The organism is Agrococcus sp. SGAir0287 (genome assembly GCF_005484985.1).
Classification (GTDB): Bacteria; Actinomycetota; Actinomycetes; order Actinomycetales; family Microbacteriaceae; genus Agrococcus.
Map to the genome: position 1 here is coordinate 1775633 of NZ_CP027942.1, position 23326 is coordinate 1798958.

At 73.5% G+C, this 23326-nt stretch carries 21 protein-coding genes; 6 read left to right on the plus strand and 15 right to left on the minus strand.

Going from position 1 to position 23326, the window contains the following annotated elements; all coding sequences use genetic code 11:
• Positions 1-71: 71 nt before the first annotated feature.
• Together C1N71_RS08500 and leuS are read right to left on the minus strand one after the other, a co-directional pair.
• Positions 72-623, minus strand: coding sequence for a KH domain-containing protein (locus C1N71_RS08500; protein WP_137755995.1), 552 nt, complete (start codon positions 621-623; stop codon positions 72-74).
• 107 nt (positions 624-730) lie between these two features.
• A complete protein-coding gene (leuS, locus tag C1N71_RS08505; RefSeq protein ID WP_441297177.1) occupies positions 731-3301 on the minus strand; it encodes a leucine--tRNA ligase in 2571 nt (856 codons plus the stop codon).
• 114 nt (positions 3302-3415) lie between these two features.
• On the opposite strand from leuS, the gene C1N71_RS14980 reads away from it, so the two are divergent.
• The gene (locus C1N71_RS14980; protein ID WP_175414155.1) at positions 3416-3886 is read left to right on the plus strand and encodes an SRPBCC domain-containing protein; all 471 of its coding nucleotides are present in this window, start codon (positions 3416-3418) and stop codon (positions 3884-3886) included.
• Here C1N71_RS14980 and C1N71_RS08515 read toward each other — a convergent pair.
• Positions 3862-5214, minus strand: a complete 1353-nt coding sequence (locus C1N71_RS08515) for an anthranilate synthase component I family protein (RefSeq protein ID WP_254677952.1) — start codon at positions 5212-5214, stop codon at positions 3862-3864. The two genes, C1N71_RS14980 and C1N71_RS08515, sit on opposite strands and share 25 nt — an antisense overlap.
• Positions 5215-5226: 12 nt before the next feature.
• Here C1N71_RS08515 and C1N71_RS08520 point away from each other — a divergent pair, with 12 nt between their 5' ends.
• Both C1N71_RS08520 and C1N71_RS08525 read left to right on the plus strand, forming a co-directional pair.
• Positions 5227-6030 carry an aminotransferase class IV gene (locus tag C1N71_RS08520; protein ID WP_137755999.1) on the plus strand — a complete coding sequence of 268 codons (804 nt, stop codon included), beginning with the start codon at positions 5227-5229 and terminating at the stop codon, positions 6028-6030.
• Positions 6027-6665 carry a DedA family protein gene (locus C1N71_RS08525; protein ID WP_137757274.1) on the plus strand — a complete coding sequence of 213 codons (639 nt, stop codon included), beginning with the start codon at positions 6027-6029 and terminating at the stop codon, positions 6663-6665. The genes C1N71_RS08520 and C1N71_RS08525 overlap by 4 nt, the downstream gene beginning before the upstream one ends.
• 9 nt (positions 6666-6674) lie before the next feature.
• On the opposite strand, the gene cydC is transcribed toward C1N71_RS08525, so the two are convergent.
• Both cydC and C1N71_RS08535 read right to left on the minus strand, forming a co-directional pair.
• Positions 6675-8291, minus strand: coding sequence for a thiol reductant ABC exporter subunit CydC (gene cydC / locus C1N71_RS08530; RefSeq protein ID WP_137756000.1), 1617 nt, complete (start codon positions 8289-8291; stop codon positions 6675-6677).
• On the minus strand, positions 8288-9880 hold the full coding sequence (locus C1N71_RS08535; protein WP_137756001.1) for an ABC transporter ATP-binding protein/permease: 1593 nt from the start codon (positions 9878-9880) through the stop codon (positions 8288-8290). The genes cydC and C1N71_RS08535 overlap by 4 nt, the downstream gene beginning before the upstream one ends.
• 148 nt (positions 9881-10028) lie before the next feature.
• Here C1N71_RS08535 and C1N71_RS08540 point away from each other — a divergent pair, with 148 nt between their 5' ends.
• Positions 10029-12131 carry an acyltransferase family protein gene (locus tag C1N71_RS08540; RefSeq protein WP_175414156.1) on the plus strand — a complete coding sequence of 701 codons (2103 nt, stop codon included), beginning with the start codon at positions 10029-10031 and terminating at the stop codon, positions 12129-12131.
• A 39-nt stretch (positions 12132-12170) separates the two neighbouring features.
• Here the strand turns inward: C1N71_RS08540 and cydB are convergent, their stop codons facing one another.
• From cydB to C1N71_RS08575, 7 genes are all read right to left on the minus strand, one after another.
• Positions 12171-13205 carry a cytochrome d ubiquinol oxidase subunit II gene (gene cydB / locus C1N71_RS08545; RefSeq protein WP_137756003.1) on the minus strand — a complete coding sequence of 345 codons (1035 nt, stop codon included), beginning with the start codon at positions 13203-13205 and terminating at the stop codon, positions 12171-12173.
• Positions 13205-14611, minus strand: a complete 1407-nt coding sequence (locus tag C1N71_RS08550) for a cytochrome ubiquinol oxidase subunit I (RefSeq protein ID WP_137757275.1) — start codon at positions 14609-14611, stop codon at positions 13205-13207. Before C1N71_RS08550 ends, cydB begins: the two co-directional genes overlap by 1 nt.
• A gap of 126 nt (positions 14612-14737) precedes the next feature.
• On the minus strand, positions 14738-15661 hold the full coding sequence (locus tag C1N71_RS08555) for an ABC transporter substrate-binding protein (protein ID WP_175414157.1): 924 nt from the start codon (positions 15659-15661) through the stop codon (positions 14738-14740).
• Positions 15662-15775: 114 nt separating this feature from the next.
• On the minus strand, positions 15776-16465 hold the full coding sequence (locus tag C1N71_RS08560; protein ID WP_137756005.1) for an ABC transporter permease: 690 nt from the start codon (positions 16463-16465) through the stop codon (positions 15776-15778).
• Positions 16465-17094 (minus strand): ABC transporter permease, encoded by a 630-nt coding sequence (locus C1N71_RS08565; RefSeq protein ID WP_137756006.1) that lies wholly within the window; start codon positions 17092-17094, stop codon positions 16465-16467. The genes C1N71_RS08560 and C1N71_RS08565 overlap by 1 nt, the downstream gene beginning before the upstream one ends.
• 10 nt (positions 17095-17104) lie before the next feature.
• On the minus strand, positions 17105-17917 hold the full coding sequence (locus C1N71_RS08570) for an ABC transporter ATP-binding protein (protein WP_137756007.1): 813 nt from the start codon (positions 17915-17917) through the stop codon (positions 17105-17107).
• Entirely contained in the window at positions 17914-18561 is a 648-nt protein-coding gene (locus tag C1N71_RS08575) for a TetR/AcrR family transcriptional regulator (protein ID WP_175414158.1), read from the minus strand. The genes C1N71_RS08570 and C1N71_RS08575 overlap by 4 nt, the downstream gene beginning before the upstream one ends.
• Positions 18562-18706: 145 nt before the next feature.
• Here C1N71_RS08575 and C1N71_RS08580 point away from each other — a divergent pair, with 145 nt between their 5' ends.
• Both C1N71_RS08580 and C1N71_RS08585 read left to right on the plus strand, forming a co-directional pair.
• The gene (locus tag C1N71_RS08580; protein WP_254677953.1) at positions 18707-19390 is read left to right on the plus strand and encodes an SOS response-associated peptidase; all 684 of its coding nucleotides are present in this window, start codon (positions 18707-18709) and stop codon (positions 19388-19390) included.
• Positions 19391-19413: 23 nt separating this feature from the next.
• Positions 19414-20448: an App1 family protein gene (locus C1N71_RS08585; RefSeq protein ID WP_137756010.1), complete on the plus strand. Its 1035-nt coding sequence runs from the start codon at positions 19414-19416 to the stop codon at positions 20446-20448.
• 11 nt (positions 20449-20459) lie between these two features.
• Here C1N71_RS08585 and C1N71_RS08590 read toward each other — a convergent pair whose 3' ends face one another.
• The 3 genes from C1N71_RS08590 to C1N71_RS08600 are packed head-to-tail and all read right to left on the minus strand — an operon-like array spanning position 20460 to position 23324.
• Entirely contained in the window at positions 20460-21653 is a 1194-nt protein-coding gene (locus tag C1N71_RS08590) for a phosphotransferase family protein (RefSeq protein WP_175414159.1), read from the minus strand.
• Between the two features lie 19 nt (positions 21654-21672).
• On the minus strand, positions 21673-22182 hold the full coding sequence (locus C1N71_RS08595) for a hypothetical protein (protein ID WP_137756012.1): 510 nt from the start codon (positions 22180-22182) through the stop codon (positions 21673-21675).
• Positions 22183-22241: 59 nt separating this feature from the next.
• A complete protein-coding gene (locus C1N71_RS08600; protein ID WP_137756013.1) occupies positions 22242-23324 on the minus strand; it encodes a lipid II:glycine glycyltransferase FemX in 1083 nt (360 codons plus the stop codon).
• Positions 23325-23326 lie beyond the last annotated feature (2 nt).

Sequence of the window (23326 nt, forward strand, 5' to 3'; positions counted from 1 at the left end):
CGCGACCTGTGGATGCGGGCGCCCTGTGCGGGAGCGACGAGGGCGCGGGCGCGGCGCCGCCGATCCGGGCATCAGGCGCGACGAGCGAGGGCCTCGACGCGTCGCACGGCGTCCTCCGCGGCGCGGCGGTCGTCCGCCGTCGCCCGGACCTCCCCTGTCGCGCGATCGATCGCGACGCGCGCGCCGCTCGCACGCTCGACCTCCCGGATCCTCGCGCCGCCCGGTCCGACGACCGCGCCGACCGCGTCGCGCGCGATGCGTCCGAGGGCGACGCGCTGCCACGCGGTGGACTTCACGACGACCTCGGTCGCCGGCGGCCACGGAGCGACGACCCACACGCGCAGCACGTCGCCGTCGAGGTCGCGCTCGAGGCGCACGCTGCCCTCCTCGGCATCCGTCACGCGTCGATGCGGTGCGCGCGCCGTCAGCGCCACGTCGCGCTCGAGCACGCCACGCTGCGCCATGCGCTCCCGCGCGTGCGTCGTGAGCCGCACCGGCGTCGTCGACGGCAGCGCTGCGACGCGCTCGCCGGCGCGGCGCCCGCGACGACGACGCAGCAGCAGGCCCGCGACGACGACGAGCAGCAGCGCGCCGAGCGCGACGGCGACGACGGGTACGTCCATGACGGCTCTCCGGGCTGCGCTTCGCAGGCGATCAGATGGGTGGGAGGGAGGATGCCCCTCCGCCACCCCGAATCGCCTGCGAGACGCACACCTCCAGGGTCATCAGGTCAGCGCACCACGAGGTTCACGAGCTGCGGCGCGCGCACGATCGCCTTCACGATCTGCCCGTCGCCGACCGAGCGCACCACGCCAGGCAGCGCGCGCGCGAGCGCCTCGAGCTCGTCGGCGCCGATCGACGCCGGCACCTCGACGCGGTCGCGGACCTTGCCGTTGACCTGCACGACCGCCGTCGTCGACTGCTCGACGAGCAGCGTCGCATCCGCCTTGCGCCATCCCGCGTTCGCGATCGACGGCTCGTGGCCGAGCCTCGCCCACATGTCCTCGGCCGTGTACGGCGCGTACAGCGACAGGCCGAGCGCGATCGCCTCGACGGCCTCGCGCACCGCGGGATCCGCGGGCCCAGCGGCGCCGTCGACGGCCTTGCGCGCCGCATTCGTCAGCTCCATGAGGCGCGCGACGACGACATTGAACTTCAGCGCCTCGATGAGGCCGGGCGCATCCCGCCAGAAGCGATGCGTCTCGCGGCGCAGCGCGGCGTCGCCGCCCTTCGCGTCGGCGCCCTTGGGCGCCTTCACCTCGCCCGACAGGCGCCACGCGCGCGCGAGGAACTTCTGCGCACCCGCGGGGCTGACGTCCTTCCAGTCGATGTCGTCCTCCGGCGGTCCGGCGAACGACATCGTCACGCGCACGGCGTCGACGCCGTAGCGGTCGAGCTCCTCGGACAGCGTGACGAGGTTGCCCTTCGACTTCGACATCTTCGCGCCGTCGAGGATGACCATGCCCTGGTTGAGCAGCGACTCGAACGGCTCGGTGAACGACACGTGGCCGAGGTCGAACAGCACCTTCGTGATGAATCGCGCGTAGAGCAGGTGCAGGATCGCGTGCTCGACGCCGCCGACGTAGCGGTCGACGGGCGCCCAGCGCTCGACCTCGGCCCGGTCGAATGCCTGGCTGTCGTCGTTCGGCGACAGGAAGCGCAGGTAGTACCAGGACGAGTCGACGAACGTGTCCATCGTGTCCGGGTCGCGCTGCGCGGGGCTGCCGTCGACCGGCGAGGGCACCTGCATCCACTCGGTGGCTGCGCCCAGCGGGCTCGTGCCCTTGGGGCTCAGGTCGAGGCCGGCGGCGTCCGGCAGGGTCACGGGCAGCTGCTCGAGCGGCACGGGCACCATCTCGCCGTCGGCGGTGTGCACGATCGGGATCGGCGTGCCCCAGTAGCGCTGACGCGAGATGAGCCAGTCGCGCAGGCGGTACGTCTTGGCCGCACCGCCGATGCCGCGCTCCTCGAGCATCGCGATCGCACGGGCGATGGCGTTCTGCTTCGAGAGCCCGTCGAGCGGACCCGACTGGATCATGCGTCCGTCGCCGGTCAGCGCCTCCCCCGTGACCGCGGGGTCGACGGGCTCGTACGCCTCGGGCTCGATCGCGTTGCCGTCGTCGTCGATGGGGATCATCGGCATGACGCCCGTGATGGGGGCGTTCGTGTCGACCACGACGCGGATGGGCAGGTCGAAGGCGCGTGCGAACTCGAGGTCGCGCTGATCGTGCGCGGGCACGGCCATGACCGCACCGTGGCCGTAGTCGGCCAGCACGTAGTCGGCGGCCCAGATCGGCAGGCGCTCGCCGGTGAACGGATGGATCGCGTGGCGGCCGAGCGGCACGCCCGTCTTCTCGCGCTCGGTCGACTGCCGGTCGATGTCCGTCATGCGCTGCGTGCGCTGCAGGTACTCGGCGAACGCGGCCTGCGTCGCGTCGTCGGCGCCGGCGACGAGCTCGGCGGCGAGCTCGGAGTCGGGCGCGACGACCATGAACGTCACGCCGAAGAGCGTGTCGGGGCGCGTCGTGAACACGCGCACGGGCTCGTCGCGGCCCTCGATCGCGAAGTCGACGTCGGCGCCCTCGGAGCGGCCGATCCAGTTGCGCTGCATGCGCAGCACCTTCTCGGGCCACCGTCCCTCGAGCTGGTTGAGGTCGTCGAGCAGCCGGTCGGCGTAGTCGGTGATCTTGAAGAACCACTGCGTCAGCAGCTTCTTCTCCACGAGCGAGTCGCAGCGCTCGCAGTGGCCGTCGATGACCTGCTCGTTCGCGAGCACGGTCTGGTCCTTCGGGCACCAGTTCACGTTCGCGGGCTTGCGGTACGCGAGCCCTGCCTCGAACAGCTCGAGGAACAGCCACTGGTTCCACTTGTAGTAGCCGGGGTCCGACGTGTGCAGGATGCGATCCCAGTCGAACGCGGTCGCGTAGCGCCGCATCGAGCGCTTGTGCTGCTCGATGTTCTCGTTCGTCCACCGCGCCGGGTCGGCGCCGCGCTTGATGGCGGCGTTCTCGGCGGGCAGGCCGAACGAGTCCCAGCCGATGGGATGCAGCACGTTGAAGCCCTGCTGGCGCCAGTAGCGCGCGAGCACGTCGCCGTAGGCGTACGACTCCGCGTGACCCATGTGCAGGTCGCCCGAGGGATACGGGAACATGTCGAGCACGTACTTGCGCGGCCGGGTGTCCGACGCGTCGTCGGTGGCGAACGGGCGAAGTCGATCCCACTCCTGCAGCCAGCGCTCCTGCATCGAGTGGACGTCGTACGCTTCGCTCACCGGTGGTCTCCTGGGGTGTCCGTGCATGATCCGCACGCGCGCGAACGGCGTGCGAGCACCGCATCCGATCCTACGACGCGCGGCGCGCGCTCCCGTGCGCCGTCCGCGGACGGGTGGCAGACTGGCTCCTCGGAAGGGAGCGTGGTGCCCGGATTCGACAATCCGCCCGCGACGATCGACCTGCACGACCACCGGGTCACGAGGATCGTCACGGTCGACGCGACCCCCGACGCGGTGTGGACGTGCATCACGCAGCCCGAGCACCTCGCCCGCTGGCTCGGCGACATCGCCGCGTTCCCCGACGGGCTCGTGGAGGGCGCGCAGGGCCGCTTCGCCTGGACGGGCGAGGTCGTGCTCGCCGCGCGCGTGCTCGACGTCGTGCCCACCGAGCGGCTGTCGTTCGAGTGGTCGGAGGGATTCGTCGGCAAGGACGCGACGCAGGTGACCTTCGCGCTCAAGCCCACCGAGGGTGGCACGCTCGTGCACTTCGAGGAGCGCGGCTTCCAGCTCGACGGCTCGCCGTCGCAGGTGCGCGCGTCGCTGCGCGCCCTCGCCCAGGGGTGGACGGTGGAGCTCGACGAGCTCGTCGCCTACGCGGAGTCGCGCGCGGCCTGACCCCGCGCGCCGTCGCCCGCACCGGCGGGCACGAGCGCACGCACGAGCGCCTCCGCCTTGAGCGCGACCTCGTCGAGCTCCTCCTCGGGCACCGAGAGCGCCGTGATGCCGCCGCCGACGCCGATCGTCGCACCCGCGTCGTCGGCGACGATCGAGCGGATGACCATCGCGAGGTCGCACGCGTCGGCGGTCACGGCGCCGAAGCAGCCGGAGTAGACGCCGCGCGGTCCCGTCTCGAGCGACTGCAGCAGCTCGACGGTCCGGCGCTTGGGCGCACCGGTCATCGATCCCGCCGGGAACGTCGCGCGCAGCACGTCGACCGGGCCGACGCCGTCGCGCACGGTGCCGGCGATCGTCGAGACGAGCTGGTGCACCGTCGGGTACGTCTCGACCGCGAGGAGGCTCGTCACGGCGACGCTGCCTGGCTCGCACACGCGCTGCAGGTCGTTGCGGCACAGGTCGACGATCATGACGTTCTCGGCCCGCTCCTTCTCGCTCGTGCGCAGCTCCTCCGCGAGCGCGGCGTCGTCGGCACCCGTGCCGCGCCTGCGCGTGCCCTTGATGGGGCTCGTCTGCACCCGGCCGTCCTCGAGCCGCAGGAAGCGCTCGGGACTCGCGGATGCGAGCGTCGTGCCCGCGATGCGCAGGAGCCCGCCGTGGTGCGCGCGCGCCGTGGCCCGCAGCCGCAGGTACGTGGCGAGCGCGTCGATCGGCCCGGTCTCGAGCGCCGTCGTGAGGCACAGCAGGTACGAGTCGCCGTCGCGGATCGCCCGCTGGCACGCCGCGATCGCCGCGAGGTAGGACGCCGCGTCGTCGCGCCGACGGACGGCGGCGGGCGGGGCGTCGACGTACCAGGGCGGTCGAGTCGCCGCCGGCAACGGCTCGGGCTGCGCGTGCCGCGACTGCAGCTGCGCCCTGCCCGTCTCGTCGTCGAGCACGATCCAGGTCGACAGGCGCAGCCAGGCGGCGTCGGGATGGCGCGACGCTCGCGGCTCGAGGCCGAGCAGCCGCACGCCGGCCTCGTAGCCGAGCCAGCCGACCCACGCGCCGCCCTCGGCGCTCGCCGCCTCGAGCGCGTCGAGGGCGTCGCCCGCGATCGGTGCGCCGTCGCGCGTCGCGACGCCGTCGCGCACGACGAGGGTCGCATCGCCGACGCCGAGCACGTGCCGACCGCCCGACGCGGAGTCGAGCCAGACGACGTCCCTCGGGCACCCATGCGCACGCATGCCCCACAGCGCCGTCGCGATGCCCGCGGCGTCCTCGACGGGGATGTCCTGCCACGACGCTGCGCCGAGCCAGGGCATGAGGAGCCCATGGGCTGGTGCCATACCCTGCATCCTATGAGCGGGGCTGCAGCGACGACGTCCGCCGGCGCTCGCACGCTCGCCTTCGACGGCGCGGGATTCGTGCCCGTCGACGCGCCCGCGCGCGATCCCCTCGTCGCCGACTCCTGGCTCGTCGTCGACGCGGGCGTCGTCGGATGGGCGACGCACGTGGAGCGCTTCGCCGGATCGGTCGCGCGCCAGGGCGGCGACGCGGCCCTCGCCCAGCGGGCTGCGTCGGCGGTGCCGAGCGCCGTGCCGGCCGCCGGCGCGTGGTTCCCCCGGCTCGACTGGCCGGATCCCGCCGTCCACGACGCCCCGATCCTGCACGTGCGCCCAGCCCCGGCGCTCGCACGACGCGCGCGCGTGCGCACCGCCGAGGAGGATCCGAGGACCACGCCGCACGTGAAGGGACCCGATCTCACGGCGCTCGGTGCGCTGCGCGAGCGCGCGCGCGGCGAGGGCGCGGACGAGGCGGTCGTGACGGTCGGCGGCATCGTGGTCGACGGCGCGACGAGCGCCGTCGCATGGTGGCGCGACGATGCGCTGCACCTGCCGCCCGCGAGCGCGACCCGCGTCGCGTCGACCACCGCACGGCAGCTCGTCGCGGTCGCGCTCGCCCGCGGCGTGGAGGTGCGCGAGGAGGCGGCGGCGCCCGCATCCCTCGCCGGCGCGGAGGTCTGGCTCGTCAACGCGCTGCACGGCATCCGCGGCGTCACGGCGTGGGCGGAGCCCGACGGCACGCATCATGCGATCGCGCAGCCGCGGCGGGCGGACGCGTGGCACACGGCGCTCGAGCGGCTGCGACGGCCGTGGACCTGAACGCCTGGATCACGAGCTTCCTCGACGTCGTGCAGTCGGTGGAGCCCTGGCTGAGGACGCTCATCGCGGGCGTCGCGATCATGCTCGAGACGAGCGTGCTGCTCGGCCTGCTCGTGCCCGGCGACACGGTCGTCATCGTCGCGGCGACGGGCATCGAGGACGTCGTGCAGTGGGCCGCGCTCGTCGTCGCCTGCATCGTCGGCGCGATCCTCGGCGAGTCGATCGGCTTCGTCCTCGGACGCTGGCTCGGGCCGCGCATCGACGCGACCCTCGTCCGCCGATGGCCGCGCGCCGCGGCGCGCTGGGGTCGCGTCGAGCGCTACCTGCGCCGTCGCGGCGGACCGGCGATCTTCCTCTCGCGCTTCCTGCCGGTCGCGCACTCCCTCGTGCCGCTCGTCGTCGGCGCGAGCGGCATGCGCTACCGCAGGTTCATCGCGTGGACCGTGCCGGCGTGCGTCCTGTGGGCCCTCGCCTACGGCAGCGTGGGCTGGCTCGCAGCGGGCTCGTTCCGCGAGCTCTCCGAGAGCCTGCACGGCGCCGGGTACCTCTTCGTGGCGATCATCGCCGCATTCCTCGCGGTCGTGTGGCTCGCGAAGCGGTGGCTCGTGCGCCGCGAGTCGCAGCACATGGACTGATGCCGCGGCTCAGGTGCGGAGGGCCGGCTGCAGCGTGACCGTGCGCGTCACGAGGTCGTCCGGCACCGGCGTGTGGCTCGTGACGACCACGATGCGGCCGGATGCGCGCGCCGCCTCGAGCATGCGGCGCATGAGCGGCAGCGCGACCTCGTCGTCGACGTTGGCGGTGGGCTCGTCGAGCACGAGGATCGGCGGTGCGGCGAGCAGCGCTCGCGCGAGCGCGAGGCGCTGGGCCTGACCGCCGGAGACGAGCGCGGCGCGATCGCCCGGCATCGTGTCGAGCCCGTCGCGGCTGCGCGCCCACTCGGCGAGACCCACGTCCTCGAGCGCCGACCACAGGTCGTCGTCCGTCGCCCCGTCGCGTGCGAAGCGCAGGTTCTCGCGCACGCTCGTGTCGAGCAGATGCGGCAGCTGCTCGACGAGCACGATCGACGTGCGCACCGCCTCCGGATGCAGCGTGCGCAGGTCGACGCCGCCGACCGTCGCCTCGCCCTCGTGCTCGAGGAAGCGCACGAGCGCGGCGGCGAGCGTCGACTTGCCGACGCCGGACGCGCCGCGGACGGCGACGACGTCGCCGGGCTCGGCGACGAGGTCGACCGGCGCGAAGGCGCACGATGCGCCCGGCCACGCGGCGGTGACGCCGACCAGGCGCAGCGCACCGCTCGGCGGCGTCCCGTCGCCCGTCTCGGCGGGCACCCCGTCCACCTGGGCCACGGCGTCGACGCGAGCGCGACGGACGCGCGACTCGCGCAACACGAGCGCCGCCGCCGGCACGGCGCCCCACACCTCGAAGAGCGCGAGGGGCACGAGTGCGGCGAGGCCGACGAGGCCGGGCGCGAGGGCGCCGGCATCGCCCGCGAGGAGCGCGACCGCGGCGGCGACGGCGAGGCCGCCGGCTGCGACGACGACGGCCGAGCCCGCTCCCGCAGCGATCGCGAGGCGTCGGCTCCGCTCCCCCAGCCGCCGCTCGAGCGCGAGGATGCGCGCGGCCTGCGCATCCCACGCGTCGAACGCCACGAGGAGGTCGCGCGCCCGCAGCGCCTCGAGCAGGGTCGCGTCGAGCTCGGCGGCGAGCGGCGCGACCTCCCGCTCGGCGCGGGCGGCGACCCGCACCGCGAGCCAGGTCGCGGCGGCACCGCTCGCGACGAGCGCGACGAGCAGCGCGGCACCGACCGCGAGGTCGATCCATGCGACCACCGCGACGGTGACCACCGCGCATGCGGCGGCGGTGACGAGCGGACCGACGCCGCGCAGCGGCCGGTCCTGCAGCCGATCGACGTCGGCGACGACGCGCGCGAGCAGCTGCGACGACCGCGCGCCCGCACCCGCAGGCAGCACCGGGCGCAGGCGATCGATCAGTGCGACGCGCTCGCGGGTGAGGTCGCGGAACGCCGCGTCGTGGGAGACGAGCCGCTCGAGGTAGCGCAGCGCCGCGCGACCGATGGCGAACGCGCGCACGCCGACGATCGCGATCTGCAGGTGCAGGATGGGCGGCTGCTGCCACGCGGAGGCGAGGAGCCAGCCGGCGGTGCCCATGAGGGCGATGGAGGCGAGTCCCGTCGCCGCCGCGACGGCGTAGCCGAACGCGCGCGCGCTGCGCACGCTCCACTGGCTCGGCGGTCTCACGTCGCGGCCTCCTCGACGGGTGCGGCGCTCGGCTGGGGCTCGACGACGACGTCCGCGGCCGCGCGCACGGCGGCGCGATGGCTCGCGACGACGACGATGCCGCCCGCGTCGGCGAGCGCGCGAAGGCTCCGCACGACGTGCGCCTCGTGCTCCGCGTCGAGCGCCGAGGTCGGCTCGTCGACGAGCAGCACCTCGGCGCCGTCGAGATGCCGGCGGATGGCGCGCGCGAGCACGACGCGCTGCAGCTGCCCGCCGGAGGCGCCGCGCACGCCTCCCGTCGCCGGATCGACCTCGAGGGTCGCGTCGAGGTCGACGCCGGCGAGCATCATCGCCTCCTCGACGTGCGCGTCGTCGCCGCCGAGCGCGACGTTGTCGTGCACGGATCCGCCCACGAGCGCGTCGGCCGAGCGCTGCGGCGCCCACGCCAGGTCAGCGCGGGTCACGGGCCGGCCGTCGAGGCTCGCGGCGCCGCGAGCATCGACGAGGCCCAGCAGCGCGGCGAGCACGCTCGACTTGCCCACGCCGGAGGCACCGTGCAGGCACACGAGCGCATCCCGCGGCAGCGTCGCCGTCACGGTGCCGCCGCCGTGCACGGCGCCGATCCCCTCGAGCACGAGGCCCGCCTGGCCGTCGGCGACGCCCGGACCGGCCGCGGGCTCGCGCTCGAGGAGGTCGAGCACGCGCGAGGTCGCCTCGACGCCCTCGGTGGACGCGTGGAACGCCATGCCGACCAGGCGCACGGGCCCGAAGGCGTCGGGCACGAGGATGAGCACGCTGAACGCCGTCGCGAGCGGGATGCCGCCCTCGAGCAGGCGCACGCCGACCGACACCGCCACGATCGCGATCGCGATCGAGCCCGCGAGCTCGAGCACGAGGCTCGACAGGAACGACACGCGCAGCACCGACATCGTGCGTGCGCCGTGCTCGGCGCTGCGCTGCGCGACGAGGGCTCGCGCGCGACGGTCGCGGCGGAACAGCTTGAGCGTCGCGAGCCCCTCGAGCGTGTCGAGCGTCACGGCGGCCAGCCGCTCGGTCTCGCGCCACTGGCGTCGCTGCACCGACTGGGTGGCGAGCCCGATGAGCACCATGAAGACCGGGATGAGCGGCAGGCAGAGCGCCGCGGCGATGCCGGAGAACGGATCCTGCACGGCGAGGGCGACGAGCACGATCGGCACGGCGACGACGGTCCGGGCGAGCTGCGGCATGAAGCCCGCGAGGTAGCCGTCGAGCGCATCGAGCCCGCGACCGATGCCCGTCGCGGCCACGACCGGGTCGGCGGCGCCGGCGACGCCGATCCGCCGCAGCGCCTGCTCGCGCAGCTGCGAGCGCACGCGCACCGAGCCGCGCGTCGCGAGCGCCTGGTCGACCCAGCCGAGCGCCCCCCGGGCGACGATCGCGATGCCCGCGACGGCGAGCGGCGGCGCGAGGTCGCCCTGCGCGCCGCCGAGGACGATCGCGATGGCGAGGCCCGCCGCCCACGCGAAGGCGACGATCGCGATCGCCTGCACGAGCGCGACGAGCGCGGATCCCGCCAGCAGCGCGCGCGCAGCGCCGGCCGCGCGGAGGAGGCGGGGATCGAGTGGCCGCACCGTCCTCCCATCCCGCGCGCTCGCGCCCCGAAGCGGGGCGGGCGCATCCCCTCCATGCTACGGCGGTCCCGCCTGGGTCGCCCGCCTCGTCGAGGCGTCCCCAGCGCGCCCGCAGGATGCGCGGACCGGGGTACGGCAGGATCGGCGGGTGCCCCACCCCACGCAGCTCGAGGCGCGCACGTCGTCGCCCGAGCCCACGCGCGTCGTCCGCCTCGACATGCAGGTGCTGCGCGCGATCGCCGTCGCGCTCGTGCTCGCGTACCACCTGTGGCCCGCAGCCCTGCCGGGCGGCTTCGTCGGCGTCGACGTCTTCTTCGTGATCTCGGGCACCCTCATCACCGCTCACCTGCTGCGCGAGGCGGAGGCCACCGGTCGCGTGCGCCTCGCGCGCTTCTGGTCCAACCGTGCCAGGCGACTGCTGCCCTTGGCCTTCACGGTGCTCGCCGCGACCGCGATCGTCGCATGGCTCGTCGCGCCGCCGTCGCAGCTCGAGGCCATCCTGCGGCACGTCGTCGCCTCGACGCTCTACGTGGAGAACTGGCTGCTCGCCTCCGACAGCGTCGACTACCTCGCCGCGCAGCAGGCCCCGCTGCCGACGCAGCACTTCTGGTCGCTCTCCGTCGAGGAGCAGCTCTACCTCGTCTGGCCGCTCATCGTGCTCGCGGCCGCGATGCTCGGCGCCCGCCATGCATCGCGTCGGCGCCGTCGCGACCGTGCCCGCGCCGTGCGGCGGGTGGTCGCGGTCGCGCTCGCCGTCGTGCTCGTGGGTTCGTTCGCCCACTCGCTCGTCGCGACGTGGAGCGAGCCCGGCGCCGCGTACTTCGCGACCACGACGCGCGCGTGGGAGTTCGCCGCCGGAGGCCTGCTCGCCTTCGCCTTCGATGCGACCGGTCGGCAGAGCACGGATCGACTCGGGCTCGCCCTGCGCGTCGCCGGCGCGTGGCTGGGACTCGCGCTCGTCGTGGGCGGCGCCTTCGCGATCTCGGGGTCGACGCCCTACCCGGGCGTCGCGGCGCTGCTGCCCGTGGTCGGCACGGTGCTCCTCGTCGCAGGCGGCGCGATCGATCGGGTCTGGGCGCCGGGCGGACTCGCGCGCATCCGACCGCTCGTGTGGCTCGGCGACGTGTCCTACGGCGTCTACCTGTGGCATTGGCCGCTCATCGTCCTGCTGCCCGCCGTCGTCGGCCCGCTGACGATCGGCTGGCAGCTGCTCGTCGTCGTCGCGACGATCGCGCTCGCCGCCGTGTCGCGACGAGTCGTCGAGGATCCGTTCCGGTTCCGCCCCGTGTGGCGCGCGCGCCCGTGGCGCGGGTTCGCGATCGCAGCCGTCGGCAGCGCCGTCGTGCTCGCCCTCGCCGGCTCCGGCCTCGTCGCGGTGCAGGTGGAGCGCGAGCGCTCCGAGACGCTTGCCGCAGCGGCGCTCGAGGAGGCGCTCGACGAGGCGCTCGCCTCGCCGCCACCCGCGTCGCCGAGCGCCTCGCCAGGGCTCCCGACGCCCTCGGCGAGCGTGCCTCCGCCCGATCCCGCCCAGCCCCTCGTGCCCACGATCGGCGCCCGCGGGACGGACTTCGCGAACATGTACGACTGCTTCGACCTGAACGGCAGCGGCCCCTACATCTGCCCGTACGGCGTCCAGACCGACCCCGCCTTCGACGTCGCGCTCATCGGAGACTCCCACGGCGCGCACCTGGTGCCGGGGATGTGGCGCGCCGTGAACGAGCTCGGGGGCCGGCTCACGACGTACCTCGGCATCCTGTGCGACGCGCCGCAGGAGCCCGAGTGCGCCGGCGGCGACGAGATGGTCTCGCAGATCCTCGCGAGCCAGCCGGATCTCGTCATCGCGACGTCCGCTCGCATCTCGACGCACAGCGACGAGGAGCTGCATGCGTTCTGGGATCTGCTGCGCGACGCCGGGCTGCCGCTCCTGCTCGTCGCGGGTCCGCCGCAGCACTCGGCGGATGCCTTCGCATGCGTCGACGCGTCCGGCGGCGACCCCGTGGCGGCGGCGGCGTGCCTCACGCCGCTCGACGAGGCGCTGGACGAGATCCCGAATCGGGTGACGCCGTACGCGCTCGAGCACGACGTCCCGCTCGTGGACATGACCGCACCCCTGTGCGACGCCGAGGGCTGCCACAGCGTGGTCGGCAACGTCGTCGTCTACATGGACACGCCGGCCTCCCACGTGACGGGCACGTACTCCCGCACCCTGCAGCCGCTCTGGATGCAGCGCATCACCGAGCTCGTCGGCTGACGCCGCCGCTCGCCGAGCGCGTCGGCCGGCCGGACGTCGTCAGTGCGCCGCGGCGGCGATCGTCTGCCGCAGCACGCGCCTGCGGAACACCCAGTACGTCCAGATCTGGTAGGCCGCGACGAGCGGCATCGCCGCGACGGCCGCCCACGTCATGACCTGGAGCGTGTACTCGGAGCTCGAGGCGTTGCGGATCGTGAGGCCTGCGAAGTCGCCGACGGGGTTCGACGCGGGCATGACGTAGGGGCCGCCGTCGCGCAGGGCGAGGGCGAGCAGGATCGTCGCGACCGCCGCGGCGATCGCGACGGCGGTCGCCGCGAAGGCGATGCCCTCACGGGTGCGGAGGGCAGCCAGCAGCGCGACGACGAGCGCGATCGCAGCGACGGCGGCGGCCGCGACCACCCCGGCGGCGGGCACGAGGGCGATCGTCCACGCGACGAAGCCGCCGCCGACCACGATCGCGGCGGGCAGCGCGAGGCGCGACAGCCGGATCGCACGGCGCTGCAGGTCGCCGTCGGTCTTGAGGGCCGTGAAGACGACGCCGTGCGCGAAGCAGAGCGCGACGAGCGCGAGGCCGCCGAGCAGGGCGTAGGGATGCAGCAGCGCGCCGAGGCCGTCGACCATGAGCGCGCCGCCGAGGTGCGGCTCCAGCGCCACGCCGTGCGCGAGGTTCGCGAACGCGACGCCCCACAGCAGCGGCGGCAGCACCGACCCGGCCACGATGCACGCATCCCACGCCCGCCGCCAGCGCGTGTCGTCGTGCTGGTGCCGCCACTCGAACGACACGGCGCGCACGATGAGCGCGAGCAGGATGAGCAGCAGCGGCACGTAGAAGCCCGAGAACATCGTCGCGTACCACTCGGGGAACGCCGCGAAGAGCGCGGCGCCGCCGATGATGAGCCACGTCTCGTTGAGGTCCCACACGGGCGCGATCGTGTTGATCATGTGCCGTCGGTCGACGTCATCCCTCGAGAGCACGGGCATCGCCATGCCGACGCCGAAGTCGAAGCCGTCGAGCACGAAGTACGCGACGAACATGACGCCGACGATGCAGAACCAGACGAGCTGCAGGTCCATCAGTACACCGTGACCGGCTGCTCGGGGCGGCCGTCCTCGTCGAGCGCGGGCGCCTCGGGCGGACCCGCCTGCGCGGTCTTGCGGAGCAGGGTGAAGTTGATGACCCCGAGCACCCCGTACACGACGGTGAAGGCCACGAGCGACAGCAGCACCTCGCCGCTCGTCGTGCCCGGGCTCACGCCGTCCTCCGTGCGCAGGAGGGAGAAGACGAGCCACGGCTGCCTGCCCATCTCCGTGAAGATCCAGCCGACGATCATCGCCAGCAGCGGCAGCGGCACGGTCCAGATCGCGACGGTCCACGCCCAGCGCGGCACCTCGCGGCCCCTCCTGGTGATCCACAGCCCCACGAGCGCGACGAGCCCCGTGACGGCGCCGAGGCCGATCATCCAGCGGAACGACCAGTAGGTGATCCAGATCGTCGGGGTGTAGTCGCCGGGCCCGAACGCCGCGACGTACTCGGCCTGCAGGTCGTTGATGCCCTCGACGGTGCCGTTCGGGTCGTGCGTCGACAGCAGTGCGAGGAGGTACGGGATGCGGAAGGAGAAGATCTCGCTCGATCCGTCCGGCGTGCCGATGGAGAAGACGGAGAACGACGCGTCGGCGCCCGTCGCGGTGTCGTAGAGCGCCTCCGCGGCCGCCATCTTCATCGGCTGCGCCTCGACCATCGCGAGCGAGACCGCGTCGCCGGCGACGAACGTCAGCCCCGTCGCGACCAGGGTGGTCCACAGCCCCACGCGCAGCGCCTTGCGCATGGTGTCGACGTGCTGGCCGCGCTTGAGGTGCCACGCGGCGACGGCGACGGCGACGGTGCCCGCGACCATGAAGGCGCCGAACATCGTGTGCGGGAAGGCCGCGACCGCGACCGGGTTCGTGAGCACGGCACCGATGTCGGTGAGCTGGGCACGCCCGAGCTCCTCGTTCATCTCGAACCCGACGGGGTTCTGCATGAACGCGTTCGCGGCGAGGATGAAGTACGCCGACGCGGCGGTGCCGATGCCCGTGAGGTAGATGCACGCGAGGTGCACCTTCGGGGGCAGCTTGTCCCAGCCGAAGATCCACAGGCCGATGAACGTGGCCTCGAACGCGAAGGCGATGAGCCCCTCGAACGCGAGCGGGGCGCCGAAGACGTCGCCGACGAAGCGCGAGTAGTCCGACCAGTTCATGCCGAACTGGAACTCCTGCACGATGCCGGTCGCGACGCCGATCGCGAAGTTGATGAGGAAGATGCGGCCGAACAGGTGGGTGAGCCGCAGCCACGCGAGCTCGCCCGTGCGCAGCCACACGGTCTGGAAGGCCGCGACGAGCCACACGGTGCCGAGGGTGATCGGCACGAAGAGGAAGTGGTAGATCGTCGTGAGCGCGAACTGCCAACGCGCGAGCGACAGAGGGTCGAGCAGGTCGTCCAAGGTCACCTCGGGATGCGGGATGTCCCTCCATCATCCTCTCGGCCGCAGCGCCGCGCATCTGTGCGACACGGAAGCGGGGGCTGTGCGTCGCCGATGCCACGCGCAGCCCCCGCGGACCGGTCGAGCCTAGCCGTCGATGAGGCCCTTCTCGACGAGCCAGTCGCGAGCCGCGGTCTCGGGAGCGGCCGTCTCGTCGCCCTCGACGCGCGTGCGCAGCGCGATGAGGTCGTCGGTCGTCAGCTCGGCGGAGATGCCGTTCAGGATCTCCTCGACCTGGTCGGACGCGATCGACTCGGAGAGGACCGGGACGATGTTCTGCGCCGCGATGATCTGCTCGGGGTCGTCGAGCACGACGAGGCCGTACTGCTCGAGCGCGGGGCTCGTCGTGTAGATGTCGGCGACGTCGACGGTGCCGTCGAGGAGGGCCTGCACCGTCGCCGGCCCGCCGTAGTCCTCGAACTGCACGAACTCGACGTCGGTGATGCCGTAGGCGCGCTCGAGGCCGGGGATGCCGTAGGGCAGCTCGGCGAACTGCGGGTTGGAGCCGAGCGTGAAGGGCTGCAGCGGCGCCAGGTCGGCGATCGACTCGAGGCCGTTCGCCTCGGCGTACTCGCTCGTGACGACGTACGCGTCCTGGTCCTGCGCCTCGGCGTAGTCGTAGGCGACGAGCCCCGTGCCCTCGAGGGCCGTGTCGAGCGCGTCGGCGACCTCCTGCGGGTCGGTGAGCGTGTTGCTCTCGTCGAGGTAGTTCAGCAGGTTGCCCGTGTACTCCGGCTGGAGCGTGATCGAGCCGTCCTCGAGCGCGGGGAACGTCTGCTGCCGCGCGCCGATCGAGAGCGTGTAGGAGACGTCGAGGCCGCCGTCCTCCAGCGCGATGCCGTAGATGTAGGCGAGGATCTCGGCCTCGGGGAAGGCGTTGGAGCCGATGACGATCTCGCCGTCGCCGGCCGCCTCGCCTCCGCCGCTGCCGGTGGGGTCGGACGTGGCGCAGCCTGCGAGGGCGACGCCCGCGACGGCGAGGGCCGCGATGGCACGGATGGGACGCTGCATGGGAGCTCCTCGGGGTGAAGGGACTCTCATCGAACCAGCCACCTCCGACGAGCGCATCCGCCACACCGACCCTTGACGAGATGCGACGCGCGCGGCATGCGCGACGCGGACCGCTCAGCCCAGGTGACGGGCGCGCTGCGCCGAGCGCTGCACGAGCGCGAGGGCGGCGTCGAGCACGAGCGCGAGCAGGGCGACGAGGATCGAGGCGCCGAGCATGAGGTCGTAGTCGTTGAGCCCGATGCCGGAGGCGATGATCGATCCGAGGCCGCCGAAGCCCGCGAAGGATGCGATCGTCGCGGTCGCGACCACCATGAGCACCGCGGCGCGCAGGCCGCCGAGGATGACGGGCGCGGCGAGCGGCAGCTCGACGCGCGTGAGGATCTGCCACTCGGTCATGCCCGTCGCCCGCGCAGCGTCCACCGTCACGCGGTCGACGGCCTCGATGCCCGCGTAGGTGCCGGCGAGGATCGACGGGATCGCGAGCACGGCGAGCGCCACGCCGCAGCCGACGAGCGACGCCTGCCGCGAGCCGAGCGGACCCGTGAGCACCATGACCAGCAGGATGAGCAGGCCGAGCGCCGGTGCTGCGCGCGCGGCGCTCGTGATGGCGATCACGGCCTGCCTGCCCTTGCCCGTGTGCCCGATCCAGCAGCCGAGCGGCAGCGCGACGACGGCGGCGATCGCGACGCAGGCGAGCGTGATCTGCAGGTGCTGCCCGAGCCGCTCGGGGATCGAGTAGAGCGCGCCGGGCGCGTAGCGATCGGGCGAGAGCAGCCAGCGAAAGGCGCTGAGCAAGAACTCCATCAGCGCCTCCAGGGCATGGCGAGTCGGCCGGCGAGCTGCAGGACGAGGTCGAAGATCGCGGCGAGCACGACGGTGCCGACGAGACCGGCGAGCACCGAGTCGACGTTGTTCGTCGCGCGGCCGTTCGTGAAGAGGTAGCCGAGGTTGTCGCTGCCGATGAGCGCGCCGACCGTCACCATCGCGACCGTCGAGACCGACACGACGCGGAGCCCGGCGAGCAGCACGGGCCCGGCGAGCGGCAGCTCGACACGCCAGAAGCGACCGGCGCGACCGTAGCCGATCGCGGTCGCGGCGCCGATGGTCGCGGGCGGCAGCGACTGGAACGCGTCGGTGGCGCTGCGGACCATGATCGCGATCGCGTAGAGCGTGAGTGCGACGGTGAGGTTGATCTCGTCGAGCGTCCGCGTCGCGAGGATGAGCGGGAGGATGAGGAAGAGGGGCAGCGACGGGATGGCGTAGAGCGCGCTGCCCGTCGACAGGATGATGCCGCGTGCGGCGCGATTGCCCGCCGCGAGCCTGCCGAGCGGCACGGCGACGAGGAAGCCGACGACGATGGGCGCGACGGACAGGCGGGCGTGGTTGAGCGTCAGGTCCCAGACCTGGTTCCAGTTCGCGATGACCCAGTCCATGGCGCGCGTCTCAGGCTGCGTCGAGGGTGCCGAGCGGCGTGCCGTCGCGATCGACGACGACCTGCCTGCCGTCGACCTCCTGCACGTGCAGCGACCGCTCCCCCGCGCTCGCGCCGATGAACTCGCGCACGAAGTCGTTCGCGGGCGCCGCGACGATCTCGGCAGGCGTGCCCGCCTGCGCGATCACGCCCTCCTTCTCGAGCACGACCACCTGGTCGGCGAGGGCGAACGCCTCCTGGATGTCGTGGGTGACGAAGAGCACGGTCTTGCCGAGGTCGCGCTGCAGCCTGCGCGTCTCGCGCTGCAGCTCGAGGCGCACGATGGGGTCGACGGCGCCGAACGGCTCGTCCATGAGCAGGATGTTGGGGTCGGCGGCGAGCGCGCGCGCGACGCCGACGCGCTGCTGCTGCCCGCCCGAGAGCTGGTGGGGGTAGCGATCGGCGAGGTCGGCGTCGAGGCCGACCGTCGCGAGCAGCTCGAGCGCCCGCGCCCGCGCGTCGCGCCTCCCGGTCCCGTCGAGCATCGGCACCGTCGCGACGTTCTGCCACACGGTGCGGTGCGGCAGCAGGCCGGCGGCCTGCAGCACGTAGCCGATGCCGCGGCGCAGGCGCACGGGATCCTTGGTCGCGACGTCCTCGCCGTCGATGAGGACGCGACCGGAGGTCGGGTCGACCATGCGGTTCACCATCCGCATGAGCGTCGTCTTGCCGGATCCCGACGAGCCGACGAGCACCGTGCAGGTGCGCGGCGGGACCTCGAGGGAGCAGTCACGGACGGCGACGGCGTCGCCGTAGCGCTTGGAGACCTGCTCGAAGGTGATCACGATCGCGGCGCCAAGCCGACCTTGGCCTCCATGAGGCCGTGATCGAGCGCCATCTGCAGCATCTCCTCGTCGCCGAACCGGTCGCGCTGGAAGGCGAACATCACGAGGGCGTCCGCGACGCGGAAGCCGCGGCGCAGCGCGGCGCGCGCCGCGTCGTCGTCGGGCACGCCGAAGCGCGCGACGAGCACTGCGAGGGTCTCGGCGGCGATGAGGTCGGTCGAGTCCGCGGGGCGCTCCGCGCCGACGTCGAGCCAGTCGCCGGTGCGCACGGACCGGAACGACGGGATCTCGCGGTAGGCGCCGATGAAGTCGCGCAGCAGCGCGGTGACCGCGTCCTCCCAGGAGGCATGGTCGGGGTCGCTGAGCGTGCGCTCGAACCGGGCGCGGAGCCGCTCGAGGTTGCGACCGGCGAGCGCGACGAGCACCGCGATGCGGTCCGGGAAGTAGCGGTAGACCGTGCCGATGGAGGCGCCGGCCGACTTCGCGACCATCGCGGTCGTGAGCAGCTCGGAGCCGACGTCGTCGACGCAGTGCGCCGCCGCGTCGAGCAGGGCCTCGATGCGCGCGGCGGCCCTCGGCTGCACGGGCTCGCTGCGGACCGCCACCGATGCGGCGTCCGGGTGCACCGACATGGGCATGGGCATCGCTCCGTCCTGCATGGAGCGCCGCGCGAGGACTTCGAGCGACGCTCAGTTCGCCCGACTCTACCCCTGCCCGGCCATCGGCGAGGCGGGACGCGCCCGCGCGGCGCGGTCGTGGGACGATGACACCGTGTGCGGACGCTACGTGATGGCTGCGGAGCCCAGCGACCTCGTCGCCCTGTTCGAGGTCGACGAGATGGGCGATCTGCCCGAGCGGTCGTGGAACGTCGCGCCCACCGATCCCGCGCCCGTCGTCGTCGAGCCGCCGTCCCGAGACGGCGGGCCGCCGTCGCGCCGTCTCGAGGCCGCGAGGTGGGGTCTCGTCCCAGCGTGGGCGAAGGATCCGTCCGTCGGGGTCAAGGCGATCAACGCGCGCAGCGAGACGGTCGCCGAGCGGCGCACCTTCGCGGCCTCCCTCGCCACGCGGCGCGCGATCGTGCCCGCGAGCGGCTGGTACGAGTGGCGCAAGCCCGAGCGCACGCCGTTCTACGTGCACGCCGACGACGAGCGCCCCATCGCCTTCGCGGGCCTGTACGCCTGGTGGCGCAGCCCCGAGGGCGCGTGGGTGCTGTCGTCGACGATCCTCACCGCCGAGGCGACCGGTCGGCTCGCGCCGCTCCACGACCGCATGCCCGTCGTGCTCGCGCCCGAGCTGTGGGACACGTGGCTCGACGCGGAGACGGAGGGCGACCAGGACCTCGTGGACGCCGTCGTCGCCGCTGCGGCCGAGCAGGTCGAGTCGCTGACCCTGCGCGAGGTGGGCCGCGAGGTCGGGAACGTCCGGGCGGACGGGCCGGACCTCGTGGCGCCTGTCGCGGACGACCGCGGGTAGCGTGGAGTCGATGAGGCACCGACGTGGCTGAGCTCGACCCCCTGGCCCACGTGCCGGATCCGATCCTGCATCGCGCCGCACGCATCGAGGACTGGTTCCAGGAGCGCCGCGAGGCGCGGGCGCTGCGCAGCGGTCGCCGCCCCGCCGTCATCCCCTACGCCGGCTACGGCGGGGAGGGATGGGTGCGCGTGCTGTGCCGCGTGCTGCTCGTGACGCCGGGCGCCGAGCAGCGCGCGCTCTACGAGAACATGCGGGGCTGGCGCACGTTCACGTCCATCAGCCTCGCCTCGGCGGAGGTCACGGTCTCGTCGGGCTCGACGACCGCGACGGTCACCGCCGATCGCGGCGGGGTCGTCGACGCCGTCGTGCCCGTGTCGCTCGAGCCGGGATGGCAGGAGATCACGCTGTCGGTGCCCGGCTCGGAGCCCGTGCAGGCGCCGATCTTCGTCGTCGACCCCGCGACGCGCGTCGGCGTCGTGTCCGACGTCGACGACACCGTCATGGTCACGCTGCTGCCGCGCCCGATGCTCGCAGCGTGGAACGCGTTCGTGCTCGACGAGCACGCCCGGCGCCCCGTGCCCGGCATGGCGGTGCTGTACGACCGCGTTCGCCGGGCGAACCCGACCGCGCCCTTCATCTACCTCTCGACCGGCGCGTGGAACGTCGCACCCGCCCTGCGTCGATTCCTGTCGCGGAACCTCTACCCCGCCGGCCCGCTGCTCCTCACCGACTGGGGCCCGACCCACGACCGCTTCTTCCGGTCGGGCCAGGCGCACAAGCGCGCGCAGCTGCGCAGGCTCGTCCGCGACTTCCCCGACATCCGGTGGCTGCTCGTGGGCGACGACGGCCAGCACGACGAGTCCATCTACGCCGCCTTCGCGCAGGAGCATCCGGAGTCGGTCGCGGCGGTCGCGATCCGGCAGCTCTCGCCGCAGGAGGCCGTGCTCGCCGGCGGCCGCAAGCACGAGCGGCAGGACTCGTCGGTGCCGTGGCACTTCGCGCCGAACGGCGGCGGGCTCGAGCGCAGCCTGCGCGACGCCGGCATCCCGCTCGACTGAGCGGGCAGGCGTCAGCGCTGCGGATGCAGCGTCGTCGCGAGGGCGAGGTCCGCCTCGTCGAGGAGGCGCGCCGCGACCGGCAGGTGCTCGTCGCCGCGGCCGGCGACGGCGAGCGCGTGACCTGTGAGATGGATGGCTGCGATCGCCGCGGTGCGGCCGCCGTCATGCCAGCGTGATCGCAGCGTGGCTGCGAGCCGGCGCAGCGCATCCGCGTCGGAGCGGGCGCCCGCCGTGGCCGACTCGAACGCCGTCACGACGACGTGCGCCGCGAGCGCCGCAGCGTCGTCGGCGGGGTCGCCGAGCCCGGCGGTGTCGATGTCGATGAGGCCCGTGATGCGCCACGGCTCGCGCGGATCGACGAGCAGCTGCCCGAGGTGCAGATCGCCGTGGACGGTCACGGGCGACGGCACGGCGGTCGCGCCGTACAGCGCCCGTACGCGCTCGACGATCGCTCCGGCGCGCGGCGCGAGCACCGGCGCGGTCTCGGCCATGCGCGCCGCGTACCAGTCGGCCCGACGGGCGAGCGACTCGCGCGCGGCGACGCCGACGCGCACGCTCGCGAGCCGAGCGACGAGCTGCTCGAGGCCGTGGAGGAATCGCGGGTCGTCGGCGATCGCCGAGACGTGCTCGAGGGCCGGATCGCCCGGCATGCTCTCGAGCAGCAGCAGGCCGGCCTCCGAGTAGCCGAGGCTGCGCGGCACGGGCAGGCCCGCGGCGTGCAGCGCGACGTGCAGGTCGTGGATCGTCGCGGCGAGGGCGGGCTGCACGACCTTGGCGAAGTGCTGCGTGCCGCCGGTGTCGACGCGCAGCACGGCGCGCTTGCCCGGCCGGTACGACTCCATCGTGAGCGTGGCTCCCGCCGCCTCGATGCCGAACTTCGCCAGCACGACGCCCGCGGCCTCGGGATACGAGACGGCGGGCAGCGACGGCAGCGAGGGATCCTGCGGGTACGTCCACGCGGTGAGCCGCTCGCCCGTCGCGCGGTCGACGAGCTGCACCGTCTGCTCCCCCACGGGGGCGTCCGGCGACGTGTTCACGTAGATCGTGACGCGCTCGACGCGGTCGTCGGAGCCGCGCAGCGTGCATGCGTAGCCGAGGATGATGCCGTCCGAGACGGGCTCGAGATCCTGCTGCCGGAACGAGAGCAGCTCGCGGCCGGTGCTCGCGGCGAGGCGCCTGAGGATGCCGCCTGCGTCGTCGAGCATGCCCCCCATCCAACACGACTCAGGTGGGCGTGGGCTCCGACGACACGATCGGGTGCACCTGCAGCCATTGCAGCCGCCAGAACTCGCTCGCCGACAGCTCGAACGAGTGCGTGTCGCGCGACACCATGGCGCGCACGTCGTCGGGATCGAGGTGGGGCCGCGCGAGCAGGCTCACGGCCGGCTGACCGACCATCGCGCTTCGCCCGTAGTGCACGCTGACGATGTCCGGCGTGGCCGGCGTGTCGCTCACGACGCACGCGGTGCGGATGAGCTTCGTCGCCCCGAGCGCCTTCCACGCGAAGTGGTCGCCCTTCCATCGCAGCTCGGCGACGAGCTCTCGGTAGCCCTTGTCGGGCCGGTGGTACTCGTACGTCTCGCGCAGCCTGAGCGGCGAGCCCTCGATCGTCTCGATCGTCACGCGCGTGTTGCGGCGGTTCGGCGAGAGCCAGTACGGGAAGGTCGTCGCCCGGATGGCCCACTCGCCCCGCAGGATGCGAGCGAGCTCGGCAGGATCCTGGACGCGTGCCATGGAGCCAGCGTAGCGGGCCGTCCCCCACCGATCCGGCGTCGTCGGCGGCGAGCCGCGTGCTACCAGATGCCGCCGGGACGACGTCGCAGGCGCCATTCGATCGGCAGCAGCAGGCGCGTGAAGAGCTGGAAGCGCCGCTCGTCGAGCACGAGGTCGTGGCTCGGCAGATGGTCGACGATCGGCCCGAACTGCAGCTTGAAGACGCCCGGCCCGTGCATCGGCTGGTCCCGGTCGTGGGCGAGCCAGGACGGCGGCGTGACGTAGGCGTCGTAGATCGTGCGTCCGTGCGCGCGGAACCACTGCATCGCCGTCCAGCGGATGAGCGCGGCACCGCCGCGGATCGCGCGGTCGGGCACGGAGCCGCCGTCCTTCGCGATGGCGTACCGGCCGTAGCCGATCATGAACGCCGAGGCCTGCGGACCGTCGTGGGCGCCGTCGTAGCCGAACCAGAAGTGGCCCTGGCCTCGCGCGCACAGCTCGCTCCAGAGCCGGTGGTAGTAGGCGTACGGCCGCGTGAGCGGGCTGCCGCGCCCGCCGGAGATCGTCTGCATGAGGCGGTACATCGTGCGATACGTCTCCTCGCCCGGCTCGACCTTCTCGACCCGGTAGCCCAGGCGGTCGGCGGTGCGGATGTGGTTGCGCAGGCTCTTCGAGAAGCCGCGGAAGATCTGCTCGGGCTCCGGCTCGAGCGAGACGATCACCGTGTGGGCGTTCTTCTGGATGACCGCGGAGGCCCGCAGGCCCGCGTCGCGCAGCACGTCGCGACGCTCGGGCGAGTCGACCAGGAACGGCTCGAGCTTGCACGCGAAGACGCCGCGCAGCAGCCCGGAGCGCTCGGCACGCAGCGCCGCGACGATGCCGGGGAGGTCGTCGACCGATGCGACGCCGGGGCCCGTGGGCAGGTACCAGAAGCGACCGGCGAGGCTGCGGTGCTCGAGGGCGAGCACGTGGATGCGGGTGGCGTCGTCGCGCTCGAGGACGAGGAAGCGCGGCACGAGCCGCTCCGGCGCCTTGAGCGCGGCGAACGCCGCACCCTGCGTCCACTGGCCGCCGTCCGGGTTGCGCTCGACGAGCGCATCCCAGTCGCGCACCTCCGCCGTCGTGGCGCGCCGCAGCGACCACTGGCCCGTTCGCGTCATCATGT

Bases quoted from the DNA above. Each gene is read 5' to 3' on its own strand.
- C1N71_RS08520 (WP_137755999.1), top strand. From the start codon at position 5,227: ATGAGCGGGGCTGCAGCGACGACGTCCGCCGGCGCTCGCACGCTCGCC.
- C1N71_RS08560 (WP_137756005.1), bottom strand. From the start codon at position 16,465: ATGGAGTTCTTGCTCAGCGCCTTTCGCTGGCTGCTCTCGCCCGATCGC.
- C1N71_RS08600 (WP_137756013.1), bottom strand. From the start codon at position 23,324: ATGATGACGCGAACGGGCCAGTGGTCGCTGCGGCGCGCCACGACGGCG.
- C1N71_RS08590 (WP_175414159.1), bottom strand. From the start codon at position 21,653: ATGCTCGACGACGCAGGCGGCATCCTCAGGCGCCTCGCCGCGAGCACC.
- C1N71_RS08575 (WP_175414158.1), bottom strand. From the start codon at position 18,561: ATGCCCATGCCCATGTCGGTGCACCCGGACGCCGCATCGGTGGCGGTC.
- cydB (WP_137756003.1), bottom strand. From the start codon at position 13,205: ATGGACCTGCAGCTCGTCTGGTTCTGCATCGTCGGCGTCATGTTCGTC.
- C1N71_RS08565 (WP_137756006.1), bottom strand. From the start codon at position 17,094: ATGGACTGGGTCATCGCGAACTGGAACCAGGTCTGGGACCTGACGCTC.
- C1N71_RS08500 (WP_137755995.1), bottom strand. From the start codon at position 623: ATGGACGTACCCGTCGTCGCCGTCGCGCTCGGCGCGCTGCTGCTCGTC.
- C1N71_RS08595 (WP_137756012.1), bottom strand. From the start codon at position 22,182: ATGGCACGCGTCCAGGATCCTGCCGAGCTCGCTCGCATCCTGCGGGGC.
- C1N71_RS08580 (WP_254677953.1), top strand. From the start codon at position 18,707: ATGGCTGCGGAGCCCAGCGACCTCGTCGCCCTGTTCGAGGTCGACGAG.
- C1N71_RS08515 (WP_254677952.1), bottom strand. From the start codon at position 5,214: ATGGCACCAGCCCATGGGCTCCTCATGCCCTGGCTCGGCGCAGCGTCG.
- C1N71_RS08555 (WP_175414157.1), bottom strand. From the start codon at position 15,661: ATGCAGCGTCCCATCCGTGCCATCGCGGCCCTCGCCGTCGCGGGCGTC.